We start from the raw sequence: 13,971 nt of genomic DNA on the forward strand, positions 1-13,971 counted from the left end.
ACCCTGCACCACACCCCCATCGGCGTCCTGCGCAGCTTCAAACGACCGGTCTACGACACCCTCATGTCCGACCAACTCGACGCAGCCGTCGAACAGCACGGCAAGGGCGACCTGTCCACGATGCTCGCGGGCGGCGACACCTGGACCGTCGTCGGCTGACACACGCCGTCGGCCGGTACGTACGGCGGCGCTCGGGCCCGGATCTCCCAGGAGGTCCGGGCTTCGTCGTGTCAGGCTCGGTCAGGTTCCGCCGTGTCAGGCTCCGTCAGGCTTCGCCGTGTCCCGCGGCCCGCGCCTCGTCGTACGCCGCACGCGCCGTGAACACGTCGTCCAGCCGCCGTTCCGACCAGCGCGCCAGCCCCCAGACCTGCTCGGCGGCCTCCCGCCCCAGCCCGGTCAGCGTGTAGTCCACGCGCGGCGGGATCACGGGCTTGGCGTCCCGGTGGACGAAGCCGTCGCGCTCCAGCGTCCGGAGGGTCTGGGCGAGCATCTTCTCGCTGACGCCGCCGACCTCGCGCCGCAGTTCGCTGAAGCGGTACGAGCGCTCCAGCAGGGCGGCGAGCACGAGCACGCCCCAGCGGCTGGTGACGTGCTCCAGGACCAGCCGGGAGGGGCACATCTGCCGGTTGACGTACGGCCTGTCGCTTACGGTCATGCCAGTACCTTACTTCAAAGTGGGTACTTTCCCTTGGATAGTACCCACCATAGGGTGAGTGACAGAGACCTACCAAACCGCACCAACTGGAGAAATCCCCCATGAGCATCGTCGTCACCGGAGCCACCGGGCACCTCGGCCGCCTCGTCATCGCCGCCCTGCTGGCCGCGGATGTCCCCGCCGAGGGGATCGCCGCCGCCGTGCGGGACAAGGAGAAGGCCGCGGACCTCGCGGCGCACGGCATCGAACTGCGGCTCGCCGACTACGACCGGCCCGAGACGCTGGCGGGGACGTTCCGGGCCGGCGACCGGGTGCTGCTGGTCTCGGGCAGCGAGGTCGGCCGACGCGTGCCGCAGCACACCGCGGTCATCGAGGCCGCGCGGGCGGCCGGGGTGGCGCAGCTGGCGTACACGGGCGTGCTGGGCGGACCCGAGGCCGACTTCCAGCTGGCGGCCGAGCACCAGGTCACCGAGCAGCTGATCCTCGGCTCGGGGCTGCCGTACACCTTCCTGCGCAACGGCTGGTACACCGAGAACTACACCGAGAACCTCGCCCCCGTGCTGGAGCACGGCGCCGTCGTCGGCAACGCGGGCGAGGGCCGTGTCGCCTCGGCCGCCCGCGCGGACTACGCGGCCGCGGCGGCCGCCGTACTCACCGGTGAGGGGCACCTGGGGAAGGCGTACGAGCTGAGCGGCGACACGGCGTGGTCCTTCGCCGAGTACGCGGCGGAGCTGTCGCGGCAGACCGGCGGGACCATCGCCTACCGCGAGGTCCCGCCCGCGGCGCGGCTCGAAATCCTCACCGGCGCGGGGCTGCCGGAGTCGCTGGCGGAGGTGCTCGTCGATGTCGACCACGCGATCGGGCGGGGGCTGCTCGCCCGTACGACGGGTGACCTGGCCCGGCTGACCGGCCGCCCGACCACTCCGCTCGCCGACTCGGTCGCCGAGGCGCTCAAGGCCTGACCGCACGCGCCCCTCCCCGCCCGGCCGCCCCTGCGTCATGACCGTATGACGATACGGACATGACATTCTGTTCCGCGCGGCGCTACCTTCGTGGAAGTCGCCGTCTGGGGGCGGCGGGCGTGCGGTGGGAGGGCAAGTGAAGGCGGACAGCGAGCAGCGGGCAGGTCTGCTGTACGGGATCGGCGCCTACGGGATGTGGGGGCTGGTCCCGCTCTTCTGGCCGCTCCTCAAACCGGCCGGGGCGATGGAGATCCTCGCCCACCGGATGGTCTGGTCGCTGGCGTTCGTCGCGATCGGGCTGCTCGCGCTGCGCCGCTGGGCCTGGGTCGGGGAGCTGCTGCGCCAGCCGCGCAAGCTGGGGCTCATCGCTGTGGCCGCCACCGTGATCACCGTCAACTGGGGCTTCTACATCTGGGCGGTCAACACCGGCCGGGTCGTCGAAGCGTCCCTGGGCTACTTCATCAACCCGCTGGTGACCATCGCCATGGGCGTCCTGCTGCTCAAGGAACGGCTGCGGCCGGCCCAGTGGACGGCGGTCTTCATCGGCTTCGCGGCGGTGCTGGTGCTCGCGATCGGGTACGGGCAGCCGCCCTGGATCTCGCTGACGCTGGCGTTCTCGTTCGCGACCTACGGCCTGGTCAAGAAGAAGATCAATATCGGCGGTCTGGAGTCGCTGGCGGCGGAGACGGCTGTCCTGTTCCTGCCGGCGCTCGGCTATCTCGTCTGGCTGAGCGCGTCCGGCTCGGCGACCTTCGCCGCGGAGGGCGCGGGACACGCGACCCTGCTCGCCGCGACGGGCCTGGTCACCGCCGTGCCGCTGGTCTGCTTCGGCGCGGCGGCGATACGGGTACCGCTGTCGACGCTGGGGCTGCTGCAGTATCTGGCCCCGGTCTTCCAATTCGTGCTGGGCGTCGCGTACTTCCACGAGGCGATGCCGGCGGAGCGGTGGGCGGGCTTCTCGCTGGTCTGGCTGGCGCTGACGATCCTGACCTGGGACGCGCTGCGGACGGCCCGCCGCAACAGGGCGCAGGCGCTGCGGCTGTCGGCGCTGGCGGCGGAACAGGGCGCGATCGTGCCGCCTCCGGCCTCCGCCGTCTCGGACCCGGAGCCGATGCCCGCGCCCTCCTCCGCCCCCGGACCGCGGGAACCCGCGACCTGACGCCGCGCGCCGGCCGCGGATGCCCGCCGGACCCGCCGCTACCGAGGCGCGGGCTCCGCGGGCCGGTGCGCCGTCTCGTGCGGGACGGCGGTGGCGACCGTGGACGAGCCGGACTTCCCGCCCGGTCCGCGCAGACCCGTCGCCGTGATCAGGGCGCCCAGGGCCACCATCGCCACCGGGACCATCAGCGCCGTACGGAACGCGTCCAGAGTGGCGGCCGGGGAGCCGTCCGTGCCGGCGACGGCGATGCCGTAGACCGCTGTCACCGCCGAGATACCGACCGCGGAACCGAACTGGGTAGCGGTCTGCAGCAGTCCGCCCGCCAGGCCCTGTTCCGCCGGAGCCACCCCGTCCGTCGCCGCGATGGTCAGCGGACCGTACGCCAGCGCGAAGGCGGTTCCGGTCAGGATCAGGGTCGGGAACATCGCCGCGTACGACCAGTCCATGCCGACCGGCAGGAACAGTCCGTACGACACGATCCCGAGGATGAATCCACCGAGGATCACCCGGGCGTTGCCGAAGCGGTTCACCAGGCGCGGGGTGAGTGTCGGGGCGACGACCGCGTCGATGCCGATGATCACCAGGGCGAGCGCGGTCTCCAGGGAGGACCAGCCGCGCAGCTCCTGGAGGTAGAGCGTCACGACGAACTGGAAGCCGAAGAAGGAGCCGACGAAGAGCAGCGCGCCCAGGTCGGCACGGACCATCGACGCCTTGCGGAAGATCGCGAGGCGGACCAGCGGGGCGGCCGAGCGGCGCTCGATCAGCGTGAAGAGACCCACCAGCAGCAGTCCCGCCGCGAAGGCGCCCGCCGTCAGCTGCCAGCCGGAGCCGCCGTGCTCCAGCCGTACGATCCCGTACGCCAGCAGCAGCATCGCCCCGGCCGCCGTGGCCGCACCCGGCAGATCGAAGCCTCCGGACCCCCGTACCGGAGGCTGTTCGGCGGCGGAACGCGGCAGCAGCCGTACCGCCGCGAACAGGATCGCCCCCGCCAGCAGCACCGGCGCGAAGAACACCCAGCGCCAGCCGAGCTGCGTCAGCAGACCGCCGATGACCAGGCCGAGCGAGAACCCCGCCGCGGCCGTACCCGCGAAGACCAGCAGCGCCTTGTTGCGCTGCGGCCCCTCCTCGTACGACGTGGTGATGATCGACATGGCGGCGGGGGTCATGAACGCCGCCGACACGCCTGTGATGAAGCGCGCGACGATCAGCATCCAGCCCTCGTTCGCGAGCCCGCCCAGGCCGGAGAAGAGCAGAAAGACCGTGAGCCAGCCCAGGAACATCCGCCGCCGGCCGAGGAGATCGGCCGCGCGGCCGCCGAGCAGGGTGAAACCGGCGTAGCCGAGGACGTAGGCGCTCATCACCCAGGCCGCGGTGCCGGTCGACAGGTCCAGATCGGATCTGATCGAGGGGACGGCCACCGCGAGCATGGCGACGTCGATGCCCTCCAGGAAGATCGTCCCGCAGAGGACCAGAAGCAGCGCCCAGGCACGGGCGGACATGGCCGGCGCGGCGGACACGGATGACATGGGTGACTCCTCGGGGAGCAACGGAAGCAGCAGGAAGCCGCAGAAAGGGAGGCGGTTACACGAGGTGGTTACCTGACCGATGGCCAGTTCCTTCTTGTAACCACCCGAAGCCTGCGGCAGCATGACGGGTTATGGAAGAAGGCACTTCGAAGTCACCGAGTAACTGCGCGCATACCGCCTCTGACGTCGGCTACGGGGACACCGACCCCTTCCAGTGGGACACCCGGGAGGACTGCGAGGTACGGCAGATCCTGGACCGGGTCGCCGACAAGTGGTCGCTGCTGGTCATCGCCCTGCTCGAACTCCGCAAGCTCCGCTTCACCGAGCTGCGCCGGGAGATCGACGGCATCAGTCAGCGGATGCTGACGGTGACGGTGCGGCAGCTGGAGCGGGACGGTCTGGTCGAGCGGACGGTGCATCCGGTCGTGCCGCCGCGGGTGGAGTACGAGCTCACGCCGCTCGGCCGCACGCTGCACACCACGATCCGCGCGCTGGTGACCTGGACGGAGGAGCACCAGTCGGAGATCGCGGCGGCGCGGGCCGCGTACGACGCTCGTACGGCGGCCACGGCTGCCACGGCGGCCACGACAGGGACGAGCGCACTCTGACCGGCAGCCGCCCTATACGGACACCCGTGCAATCGCATGGCCGACACGCGTGGCTCGATCCGATCGGTGTCCGCCATTCGGACGATCCCTGTCAGGAGGAGAGCGGCATCGGGCTCGGCCGCCGGATTCCCTTCCGGCGCGTACCGGAGGCGAAGACCGTCAGGGGACGGACCGGGGGCGTCCGGCGTCCGTTCAACGAACACCCCTGTCCGGATCCCGCCCTTGACGGTGACTCGATCTCTCACTGACCATTCAGCACGCACAGCGCACCACAAGCGCCGAAGCTCCACCAGCTCCAACGCCCCACGCCACCGTTGCCGTGGGGCGCTCGCACGTTCCGTCCCGTCCCCGTTCGGAATCCGGAGCCCCCACATGAAAATCACCCTCCCCGGAGTGCGCCACATACCCACGCGCACGGCCGCGGTCGCCGCGCTCGCCCTCGCCGGGCTGCTAGCCGCCGCCGCGCCGGCCGCCACAGCGGCCCCCGTGACCTCTCAGAGACCCGCGCGATCCGCACCGGCCCCCGCCCTCGAAGCGGCCGCCCTCGCGGCCCCTGACATCCCGCTCGCCAACGTCAAGGCGCATCTGACCCAGCTGTCGTCGATCGCCGCCGCCAACGGCGGCAACCGCGCCCACGGCCGCGCCGGCTACCTGGCGTCCGTCAACTACGTGAAGGGCAAGCTGGACGCGGCCGGATTCACCACCACCGTGCAGCAGTTCACCTCCAGCGGCGCCACCGGCTACAACCTGATAGCCGACTGGCCCGGCGGCGACCCGAACCAGGTGCTCATGTCCGGCGCCCACCTCGACTCGGTCACCTCGGGCGCCGGCATGAACGACAACGGCTCGGGCTCCTCCGCCGTCCTCGAAACCGCGCTCGCCGTCTCCCGCGCGCAGCTCCAGCCGACGAAGCATCTGCGGTTCGCCTGGTGGGGCGCCGAGGAGCTGGGCCTGATCGGCTCGAAGTACTACGTCACCAACCTGCCGAGCGCCGAGCGGTCCAAGGTCAGCGGCTATCTGAACTTCGACATGATCGGCTCCCCGAACGCCGGTTACTTCGTCTACGACGACGACCCGACGATCGAGCAGACCTTCAAGGACTACTACGCCGGCCTCGGTATCTCGACGGAGATCGAGACCGAGGGCGACGGCCGCTCCGACCACGCCCCGTTCAAGAACGTCGGCATCCCGGTCGGCGGGCTGTTCAGCGGCGCCGACTACATCAAGACCGCGGCGCAGGCCCAGAAGTGGGGCGGCACCTCGGGGCAGGCCTTCGACCGCTGCTACCACTCCTCCTGCGACTCCCTGACCAACATCAACGACACGGCGCTCGACCGCAACAGCGACGCCGTCGCCTACGCGGTCTGGACGCTCTCGGCCGGCTCCACCATCCCCTCGGGTGAGGTCTTCGAGACGCTCACCGATGTCTCCATCCCGGACAACGGCGCCGCCGTCACCTCGTCGCTCACCGTCTCGGGCCGTACGGGCAACGCCCCCACCGCGCTCAAGGTGGGCGTGGACATCAAGCACACCTGGCGCGGTGACCTGGTCGTCGACCTGGTCGCCCCGGACGGGACGGCCTACCGGCTGAAGAACTCCAGCAGCGGTGACTCCGCGGACGACGTGATCGCCACCTACACGGTGAACGCGTCGAGCGAGGTCGCGAACGGCGTCTGGAAGCTGCGGGTCCAGGACGTCGGCGCCCAGGACACGGGCTACATCAACAGCTGGCGGCTCACCTTCTGAGACCGGCCCGCTCAGGCCGGTGGCCCGGATCCCCGGGCCGCCGGTCACTGGCCATCGGTCACGGGGTGGCCGCCGGTCGACCGGCGGCCACCCCGGCTCAGGCCGTGATGTCCTTCGCCGTGAAGCGCGCCCAGGCCGCCGAGCCGAACACCGCCGCGTACAGCGCCTGCAGCCCCAGGTTCTTGACCACGTCGTCCCAGTAGACCGGCTCGCGCAGCAGATCGGCGAACGACATCCAGTAGTGCGTGAAGAGGTACGGCTGGATCGCGTGCAGCTGCGGGATCGTGTCCAGGATCTGCACCGTGATCAGCAGCCCGACCGTCGCCGCCATCGCCGCGATCCCGCTGTTGGTCAGGGTGGAGATGAACAGGCCGAGCGCCGCGAGCCCGATCAGCGAGGCGGCGACGACCAGCGCGATCAGCACGGCCCGCACCAGCCCCTCCCCGAAGGAGATCCGGGTGCCGGAGATCGTGGTGACCTCACCCAGCGGGAAGAGCAGCGCGCCGACGGCGAGCGCCGAGGCCGCCACGGCCAGCGTCGCGGCCAGGCAGAAGGCCAGCGTGGAGGCGTACTTGGCGAGCAGCAGCCGGGTTCGCCCGGCGGGGGCCACCAGCAGATAGCGCAGCGTCCCGCCGCCGGCCTCGCCGGCCACCGAGTCCCCCGCGATGACCCCGACGGCCATCGGGAGGAAGACCGGGAGCGTCGCGGCGAGCGCGGCGAAGACCAGGAACAGTCCGTTGTTGGTGATCTGGGTGAGGAAGGCGGGGCCACCGCCGCCCGGGCCGCCGACCCCACCGCCGTCGCTCGTCTCGATCTTCACGGCGATCCCGATGAGGACGGGTACGGCGGCGAGCACACCCAGCAGGGCCAGTGTGCGCCCGCGCCGGAAGGTGATGGTCAGCTCGGAGCGGAACAGTCCGAGCGTCCACCACAGGCGCGTCTCCCGCGCCCCGGGCCGCTCCGGCGGCGTCCCTGTCGCGTCCAGTACCTCAGCCTGCGACATCGAAGCCCTCCCCGGTCAGCGCGACGAAGGCGTCCTCCAGCGAGGCACGCTCGATGCCGAAGGACCGTACCCGCACGCCTGCCTGTACGAGCGCGGCGTTGAGGTCCGCGAGCTCCACCTCGCCGGCGGGCGGCTCACCGCTCACCCGGTCCTCGGCCACGGTCACCTCGGTGACGCCCAGCTCCTTCAGCACCCGCGCGGCCTCGCCCGGGTCGGGAGTCGTGACCGCCAGTCTCCCCCGGGCCCCGGCCGCCAGATCGGCGACCGATCCCTGGGTGATCAGCCGTCCCTGGGCCATCACGGCGGCATGCGTGCACACCTGCTCGATCTCGTCGAGGAGATGGGAGGAGAGAAAGACGGTCGTGCCGTCCGCCGCCAGCTCCCGCACCAGAGTCCTGATCTCGCGCATGCCCTGCGGGTCGAGACCGTTCGTCGGCTCGTCCAGCACCAGCAGCCGACGCGGCTGGAGCAGCGCGGCCGCGAGCCCGAGCCGCTGCTTCATCCCGAGCGAGTACGCCTTCGCCCTCTTGCCGCCGGCGGCGGTCAGCCCGACCCGGTCCAGCGCCTCCGCCACCCGGGTGCGGCGGGTGCGGGGATCGGCCGTCGGGTCGGCGGAGTCGTACCGTACGAGATTGTCCCGGCCGGTCAAGTACCCGTACAGCGCGGGGCCTTCGATCAGGGTGCCCACCTCAGGGAGTACGGCACGGGCCGCGCGCGGCATGGGCCGTCCGAGGAGGGTGGCCGAGCCGGCGGTCGGGTCGATCAGGCCCATCAGCATCCGGATGGTGGTGGTCTTGCCCGACCCGTTGGGTCCGAGGAAGCCGAATACGCTGCCTGCGGGTACGGCCAGGTCGAGGCGGTCGACGGCGAGCTGTCCGCCGCGGAAGCGCTTGGTGAGCCCGCGTGTCTCGATGACGGCTGTCATCTCGCTCCTCCCTTCGCTCGTGGGCGGTATGCGGTCCTGCGGTCCTGCTGGCTTGCGGTCCTGCTGGCTTGCGGTCCTGCTGGCCTGCGGTCCTGCTGCCTTGCGGTCCTGCTGCCTTGCGGTCGGCGGTGCCCGGCAGGAAGCCGGCCGGCCCCGGTCAGCATTCCGCCCCGCCGTACGGAGCGTACGACGGGGCGGGCGTTGCTGCCTTACTTGGCCTGGTTGGCGGCCTTGACCAGAGCGTCCTTCGTCACGGCGCCGACATAGACCCTGCCGTCGTCCGTCATCAGGGCGTTGACCAGGCGGGTCTGGAAGACCGTGCCCGAGCCGAACTTGCCGGTGACCTTGTCGCCCAGCGCGTCCATGAACTTCTGGGCGTCCTGCGGCATCTCACCCGACGTCGACGGCGCGGACGCGCCGTCCGAGGATCCCAGCACGTAGACCGCGTTCCAGCCCTCGCCGATGACCTTCGGCTGGTTGAGCTCGTTGCGGTCCTTGAGCTCCTTCAGGTCCTTGAGGTCCTTGGCGCCCTCGCCGCCCTTGGCGGACTCCCGCGCCGTGTCCTCGTCGGCCTGCGTCACCTTCGCGCCCTTGGGCGGCGTGAAGTCGAACGTCGACGCGGCCGGCCTGGCGAAGTCGACCTTGGTGAAGCCCACGTCGACCACGGCCTTGCCGCCACTGGTCGGCATGAGCGTGAACTTGAGCGGGGTACCGGTCTTCGCGTCGACCGCGACGGTGATCGAGCCGACCGTGGAGCCTGCGGCCTGCTTGGGCTTGATGAGCAGCTGGTACGCGTCGCGCCCGGCGATCCGCGCCGTGCCGTCGACGCTCACCGAGGTCGTGTCGCCCGCGGCCTTCAGTGCCTGCTCGGCGAAGTCCTTGGGCGTGGCGGGGACGCCCTTCCCAGCCGGCCGCTCCTTGCCCTGGTGCGAGCCGTCCGCGCCCTTCGGAGAGGCGGCGTGGTATGCCTCGTTGGAGGCGCTGTCGTACGCCCAGACCTCGCCGGCGTTGTGGATCAGGCTGTACTCGGCAGCGTCGTTCATGATCGACACGCGCTGCTTGTCGGGGCCGTCCGCCGCGACCCGCAGCGTGTGGGTGCCGGCGCCGAGCTCCATCAGCTTCGTGGTCGGGTCCGCCGTGGAACCTCCCTTGCCGTCCTCGGCGCCCTGCGGGGCGAGCGAGCTGCCCATCGCGCCGGTGAGGCCGCCCAGCGACGGGATGCCCAGGTCCGTGGTGATCTTCACCGAGCCCGAGAGCCGCTCGGTGTCCGACGCGGCGATCTTCTCGATGAGCTGCTGCGCGCTGATCTTCGGCAGATCGGGATCACCCGACGCGGCGAGTGCCGGGACGAGTCCGATGGTCGCCGCAGCCACCCCCGCCACCGCGACCGGGACCGCGTAACGCGTGAGGCGACGACGCCCCCCGCGGGCCTCCCCGTCCTCCTCGGTGATCTGTGCGCTGTCGTTCGGTGCCATGTGTGCCCTACCTCCGTGGTCGGCGGCCTTCCGTCCGTTGCACTCGTCCACCCCTCGCCGCCATTCTCACCCGAATTGGTCAGGAGTGGTGTTGTCCATCTGACCAAATCGAACTGGCGTAAGCGTCAGACCGCGGAAGCAACTTCCCGTACTGCTCTGGGATGACATACGGACGAGATGCCTCCCCCATCCAGTAGGGGACGCGTGGGGGACCGTCAGCCGGCGCGGTGGACCACCGCGTCGCACAGCTCGACCAGCGCGGACTTCGCGTAGCACTCGGGCAGCGGCGTCAGCGTGGCCCGCGCCGCCTCCGCGTAGTGCACGGTGTCGCGCCGCGCCTGCTCCAGGGCCGGGTGCGCGCGCAGCAGACGCAGCGCCCGCGCGTGCCGGGCGTCGTCCGTCAGATCGCCGTCCAGCAGCTCGACCAGCTCCAGGTCGTCCTGCCTGCCGTGCGCCTCGGCCTGCGCACGCAGCAGCAGCACCGGCAGCGTCGGGATGCCCTCGCGCAGATCCGTGCCGGGGGTCTTGCCCGACTCGTGGGAGTCGCTGGCGATGTCGAGGACGTCGTCGGCGAGCTGGAAGGCGACGCCGAGCCGCTCCCCGTACTGGGTGAGGATGTCGACGACGGAGTCGTCCGCGCCCGACATCATCGCGCCGAAGCGTCCGGAGACGGCGATCAGCGAGCCCGTCTTGCCGCCGATGACATCGAGGTAGTGGTCGACCGGGTCGCGTCCGTCGCGCGGTCCCGCCGTCTCCAGGATCTGGCCCGTGACCAGCCGTTCGAAGGCTTCCGCCTGGACACGGACGGCCTCGGGGCCCAGGTCGGCCAGGATGTGCGAGGCGCGGGCGAAGAGGAAGTCACCGGTGAGGACGGCGACCGAGTTGCCCCAGCGGGCGTTGGCGCTGTCCACCCCGCGGCGGACCTCCGCCACGTCCATCACGTCGTCGTGGTACAGCGTCGCCAGATGCGTCAGCTCGACGACCACGGCGGACGGGACGACACCGGGCGCGTACGGATCACCGAACTGCGACGCGAGCATCACCAGCAGCGGCCTGAACCGCTTGCCGCCGGCCCGCACCAGATGCTGAGCGGCCTCCGTGATGAAGGGGACCTCGCTCTTGGTGGCGTCGAGCAGACCCGCCTCGACAGCCGCCAACCCGGTCTGGACATCGGCCTCAAGAGCCTGGTCCCGCACGCTCAGCCCGAACGGCCCGACGACGGTCACGAGAGGTACTCCTGTCTGCTGACGCTCACACGCATTGTCGATGTGTCGCTGCCCTCACTCAAGTCAGCGTATCCGGTCGCGTTTCGATCACCATGGGCGCCTTCCCGGCACCGCCGGTATGTTCGGGGTCGCACATACGGCCAAGAGTGGAACTTCTGTCCGAAACAGCGGCCGACGCGGACCCGAACGCAGGGCGTACGGCCGCCAAGGACTCCATGGGTGACGACGGCGGGTCCGGCGCGGCGCGACGCGGGGGCTGGTGGGGCTACCGCCGGTACGGTTCCCGAACTCCCCGGCCCACCCAGCCCTTTTCGGTCGAAGCGGGCTTTTCAGCACTGACGCGGCTGGGCAACAGCGACGTAACGTGTCCTGCATCGATCCGGAAAGCGAGGCAGCACCAATGTCCGAGCAGAGCCCGCTCGAACCGGCCGAGGGCGATCCCTTCGGTCCGCACAACCTGCCGTACGGAGTCTTCTCCACCGGCGACGAGCCGGACCGTCGCCGGCTCGGGGTCCGTATCGGCGATCAGGTGCTCGACGCGGGAGCGGCGGCGCACGCCCTGGGCTCCCCGTACGCGGCGCTGCTGGACCGGCCGAGCCTCAACCCCCTGATGGCGGCGGGTCGCACGGCCTGGCGCGATGTACGCCGCGCCCTCACCGCATGGGTGACCGTCCCCGCACACCGCGCGGAGATCGAGCCGCTCCTCCACCCGCTGCGCTCGGTCACGCTGCATCTTCCGTACGAGGTCGCGGACTATGTCGACTTCTACGCGAGCGAGCACCACGCCACCAATGTGGGCCGGATCTTCCGCCCGGACGGGGACGCGCTGACCCCCAACTGGAAGCACCTGCCGATCGGTTACCACGGCAGGGCCGGCACGATCGTCGTCTCCGGTACGGACGTGACGCGCCCCTCGGGCCAGCGCAAGGCCCCGTCCGACCCGGCGCCGGTCTTCGGGCCCTCGGTGAAGCTCGACATCGAGGCGGAGGTCGCCTTCGTCGTCGGTACGCCGTCCCGGCAGGGCGCTCCGGTGGAGCTGGCCTCCTTCCGCGACCATGTCTTCGGGCTCTCCCTGCTCAACGACTGGTCGGCGCGTGACATCCAGGCCTGGGAGTACGTTCCGCTCGGCCCGTTCCTCGGGAAGTCCTTCGCCACCTCCGTCTCCGCGTGGGTGACCCCGCTGGAGGCCCTGGACGCGGCCCGGGTGACGCCGCCGGCCCGTACCGCCGAGCTGCTCCCCTATCTGGACGACGCGGACGACGAGGAGCCGGGCGGCTTCGATCTGCGGATCTCCGTCTCCCTCAACGGCCAGGTGATCTCCGAGCCGCCCTTCTCCACCATGTACTGGACGGCGGCCCAGCAGCTGACCCATATGACGGTCAACGGCGCCTCGCTCCGTACGGGAGACCTCTTCGCCTCCGGCACGGTCAGCGGCGCCACGCGCGAGGAGCGCGGCTCCCTCCTCGAACTCACCTGGAACGGCACCGAGCCCATCGAACTCCCCGACGGCAAGCGGACGTTCCTGGAGGACGGCGACGAGGTCACTCTGACGGCCTGGGCCCCTGGCCCCGACGGCACCCGGGTCGGTCTGGGTGAGGTGACGGGCCGGATCGCGCCCCGATGAACCGCCGCCAGGGCGCCGCCCTCCTCATACTCGTCCCGGTCCTCACCCTCGGCGCCTGCGCCGAGGGTGAGGACCGGAGCCCGGCCGAAATCTACGAGGACGGCTACCTCTTCGGCCGGGACGAGGGCCCGGCCAACCACCTCAGCGGCACGGACATCGACCGCGGCGTCGCGGAATCCGAGTGTGGCGAGCACGCGGAAACAGACAGCGTGAAGACCAGCCCGATCTGGATGGACGGCTGCACCGACGCCGCCCGCGACCTGGCCGCCAGCCCCCCGGCGCCACCCCCGAAGTAACCCGTCCCGTCAACGTCCCGCCACGCCTTCACACGTCCGCAGGACCTTGATCCGGTATCCCGCGGCTACGCTGAACGGACCCGCGAGACTCCGTCGCATGGGAGCACTGATGAGCGTCGTACCCGAGGCCCCGGAGCCCAGGTGGCCGATCCCGCCGGAGGGCGGCTGGACCGCCGACGACCTGGACCGGCTTCCGAACCTGCCTCCGCACACGGAGCTGATCGACGGGAGCCTCGTCTTCGTGAGTCCGCAGACCCTCTTCCATTCCCGGGCGGTCAGCTTCTTCGAATGGCAGCTGCAATCCCTCGCCCCCGCCGATCTGGAGATCATTCGCGAGTTCACCATCGACATCGACCGGTACAACCGTCCCGAGCCCGATGTCATCGCCGTGCGCAGTGAGATCGTCGAGGACCCGGAACAGACCCGGCTTCCCGCCGAGTCCGTGCTGCTGGCCATCGAGGTCGTCTCACCCGAGTCGAGGTCGCGGGACCGTGAGACCAAGCCGGTGAAGTACGCCCGTGCCAAGATCCCGCACTACTGGCGGGTGGAGAACAGCGAGGGCCGCGCCGTCGTCTATGTCTTCGAGCTGGAGCCGGCCACCGGCGCGTACACCAGCACGGGGATCTTCCACGACCGGCTGAAGGTCTCGGTCCCGTTCCCCATGGACCTCGATCTGAACGCGATCACCCCACGTCGGCGCACCACCGGGTGACCGGCCGCTCGCGTCAGGCGGGCGGGGGGACGGCAGAGGCCCGGCACCTGGGGA

At 70.8% G+C, this 13,971-nt stretch carries 13 protein-coding genes and 1 pseudogene; 8 read left to right on the forward strand and 6 right to left on the reverse strand.

From position 1 onward, the window contains the following. Positions 1-159 (forward strand): annotated as a pseudogene (locus ACZ6MZ_RS30875) (2-oxoacid:ferredoxin oxidoreductase subunit beta); the annotation flags it as partial. 106 nt (positions 160-265) lie between these two features. On the opposite strand, the gene ACZ6MZ_RS30880 reads toward ACZ6MZ_RS30875, so the two are convergent. Then, positions 266-655: a winged helix-turn-helix transcriptional regulator gene (locus ACZ6MZ_RS30880; RefSeq protein WP_383913942.1), complete on the reverse strand. Its 390-nt coding sequence runs from the start codon at positions 653-655 to the stop codon at positions 266-268. Positions 656-756: 101 nt separating this feature from the next. Here ACZ6MZ_RS30880 and ACZ6MZ_RS30885 point away from each other — a divergent pair, with 101 nt between their 5' ends. Continuing rightward, on the forward strand, positions 757-1,617 hold the full coding sequence (locus tag ACZ6MZ_RS30885) for an SDR family oxidoreductase (protein WP_469355722.1): 861 nt from the start codon (positions 757-759) through the stop codon (positions 1,615-1,617). A gap of 136 nt (positions 1,618-1,753) precedes the next feature. Continuing rightward, entirely contained in the window at positions 1,754-2,776 is a 1,023-nt protein-coding gene (gene rarD, locus ACZ6MZ_RS30890; RefSeq protein ID WP_469355724.1) for an EamA family transporter RarD, read from the forward strand. Between the two features lie 38 nt (positions 2,777-2,814). Here rarD and ACZ6MZ_RS30895 read toward each other — a convergent pair whose 3' ends face one another. Beyond that, a complete protein-coding gene (locus ACZ6MZ_RS30895; protein WP_469355726.1) occupies positions 2,815-4,302 on the reverse strand; it encodes an MFS transporter in 1,488 nt (495 codons plus the stop codon). A gap of 131 nt (positions 4,303-4,433) precedes the next feature. On the opposite strand from ACZ6MZ_RS30895, the gene ACZ6MZ_RS30900 reads away from it, so the two are divergent. Next, positions 4,434-4,910 carry a winged helix-turn-helix transcriptional regulator gene (locus ACZ6MZ_RS30900; protein ID WP_389785927.1) on the forward strand — a complete coding sequence of 159 codons (477 nt, stop codon included), beginning with the start codon at positions 4,434-4,436 and terminating at the stop codon, positions 4,908-4,910. A 372-nt stretch (positions 4,911-5,282) separates the two neighbouring features. Further along, positions 5,283-6,656 carry a M28 family metallopeptidase gene (locus tag ACZ6MZ_RS30905; protein ID WP_389785929.1) on the forward strand — a complete coding sequence of 458 codons (1,374 nt, stop codon included), beginning with the start codon at positions 5,283-5,285 and terminating at the stop codon, positions 6,654-6,656. A gap of 97 nt (positions 6,657-6,753) precedes the next feature. On the opposite strand, the gene ACZ6MZ_RS30910 is transcribed toward ACZ6MZ_RS30905, so the two are convergent. The 4 genes from ACZ6MZ_RS30910 to ACZ6MZ_RS30925 form a co-directional block, all read right to left on the reverse strand. Beyond that, positions 6,754-7,659 (reverse strand): ABC transporter permease, encoded by a 906-nt coding sequence (locus ACZ6MZ_RS30910; RefSeq protein ID WP_389785931.1) that lies wholly within the window; start codon positions 7,657-7,659, stop codon positions 6,754-6,756. After that, positions 7,646-8,584 (reverse strand): ABC transporter ATP-binding protein, encoded by a 939-nt coding sequence (locus ACZ6MZ_RS30915; RefSeq protein WP_469355729.1) that lies wholly within the window; start codon positions 8,582-8,584, stop codon positions 7,646-7,648. Before ACZ6MZ_RS30915 ends, ACZ6MZ_RS30910 begins: the two co-directional genes overlap by 14 nt. 209 nt (positions 8,585-8,793) lie before the next feature. After that, positions 8,794-10,059 (reverse strand): LolA family protein, encoded by a 1,266-nt coding sequence (locus ACZ6MZ_RS30920; RefSeq protein WP_389785933.1) that lies wholly within the window; start codon positions 10,057-10,059, stop codon positions 8,794-8,796. Between the two features lie 215 nt (positions 10,060-10,274). Continuing rightward, on the reverse strand, positions 10,275-11,285 hold the full coding sequence (locus tag ACZ6MZ_RS30925; protein WP_384185808.1) for a polyprenyl synthetase family protein: 1,011 nt from the start codon (positions 11,283-11,285) through the stop codon (positions 10,275-10,277). A gap of 400 nt (positions 11,286-11,685) precedes the next feature. Here ACZ6MZ_RS30925 and fahA point away from each other — a divergent pair, with 400 nt between their 5' ends. From fahA to ACZ6MZ_RS30940, 3 genes are all read left to right on the forward strand, one after another. Then, positions 11,686-12,909 carry a fumarylacetoacetase gene (fahA, locus tag ACZ6MZ_RS30930; RefSeq protein ID WP_389785938.1) on the forward strand — a complete coding sequence of 408 codons (1,224 nt, stop codon included), beginning with the start codon at positions 11,686-11,688 and terminating at the stop codon, positions 12,907-12,909. Continuing rightward, complete coding sequence (locus tag ACZ6MZ_RS30935) at positions 12,906-13,205, forward strand: hypothetical protein (protein WP_469355732.1); 300 nt, start codon at positions 12,906-12,908, stop codon at positions 13,203-13,205. The genes fahA and ACZ6MZ_RS30935 overlap by 4 nt, the downstream gene beginning before the upstream one ends. 109 nt (positions 13,206-13,314) lie before the next feature. Then, on the forward strand, positions 13,315-13,917 hold the full coding sequence (locus tag ACZ6MZ_RS30940; RefSeq protein WP_469355852.1) for a Uma2 family endonuclease: 603 nt from the start codon (positions 13,315-13,317) through the stop codon (positions 13,915-13,917). The last annotated feature ends 54 nt before the right edge of the window (positions 13,918-13,971 follow it).

The sequence above is a fragment of the Streptomyces sp. NPDC042201 genome, from assembly GCF_055582185.1.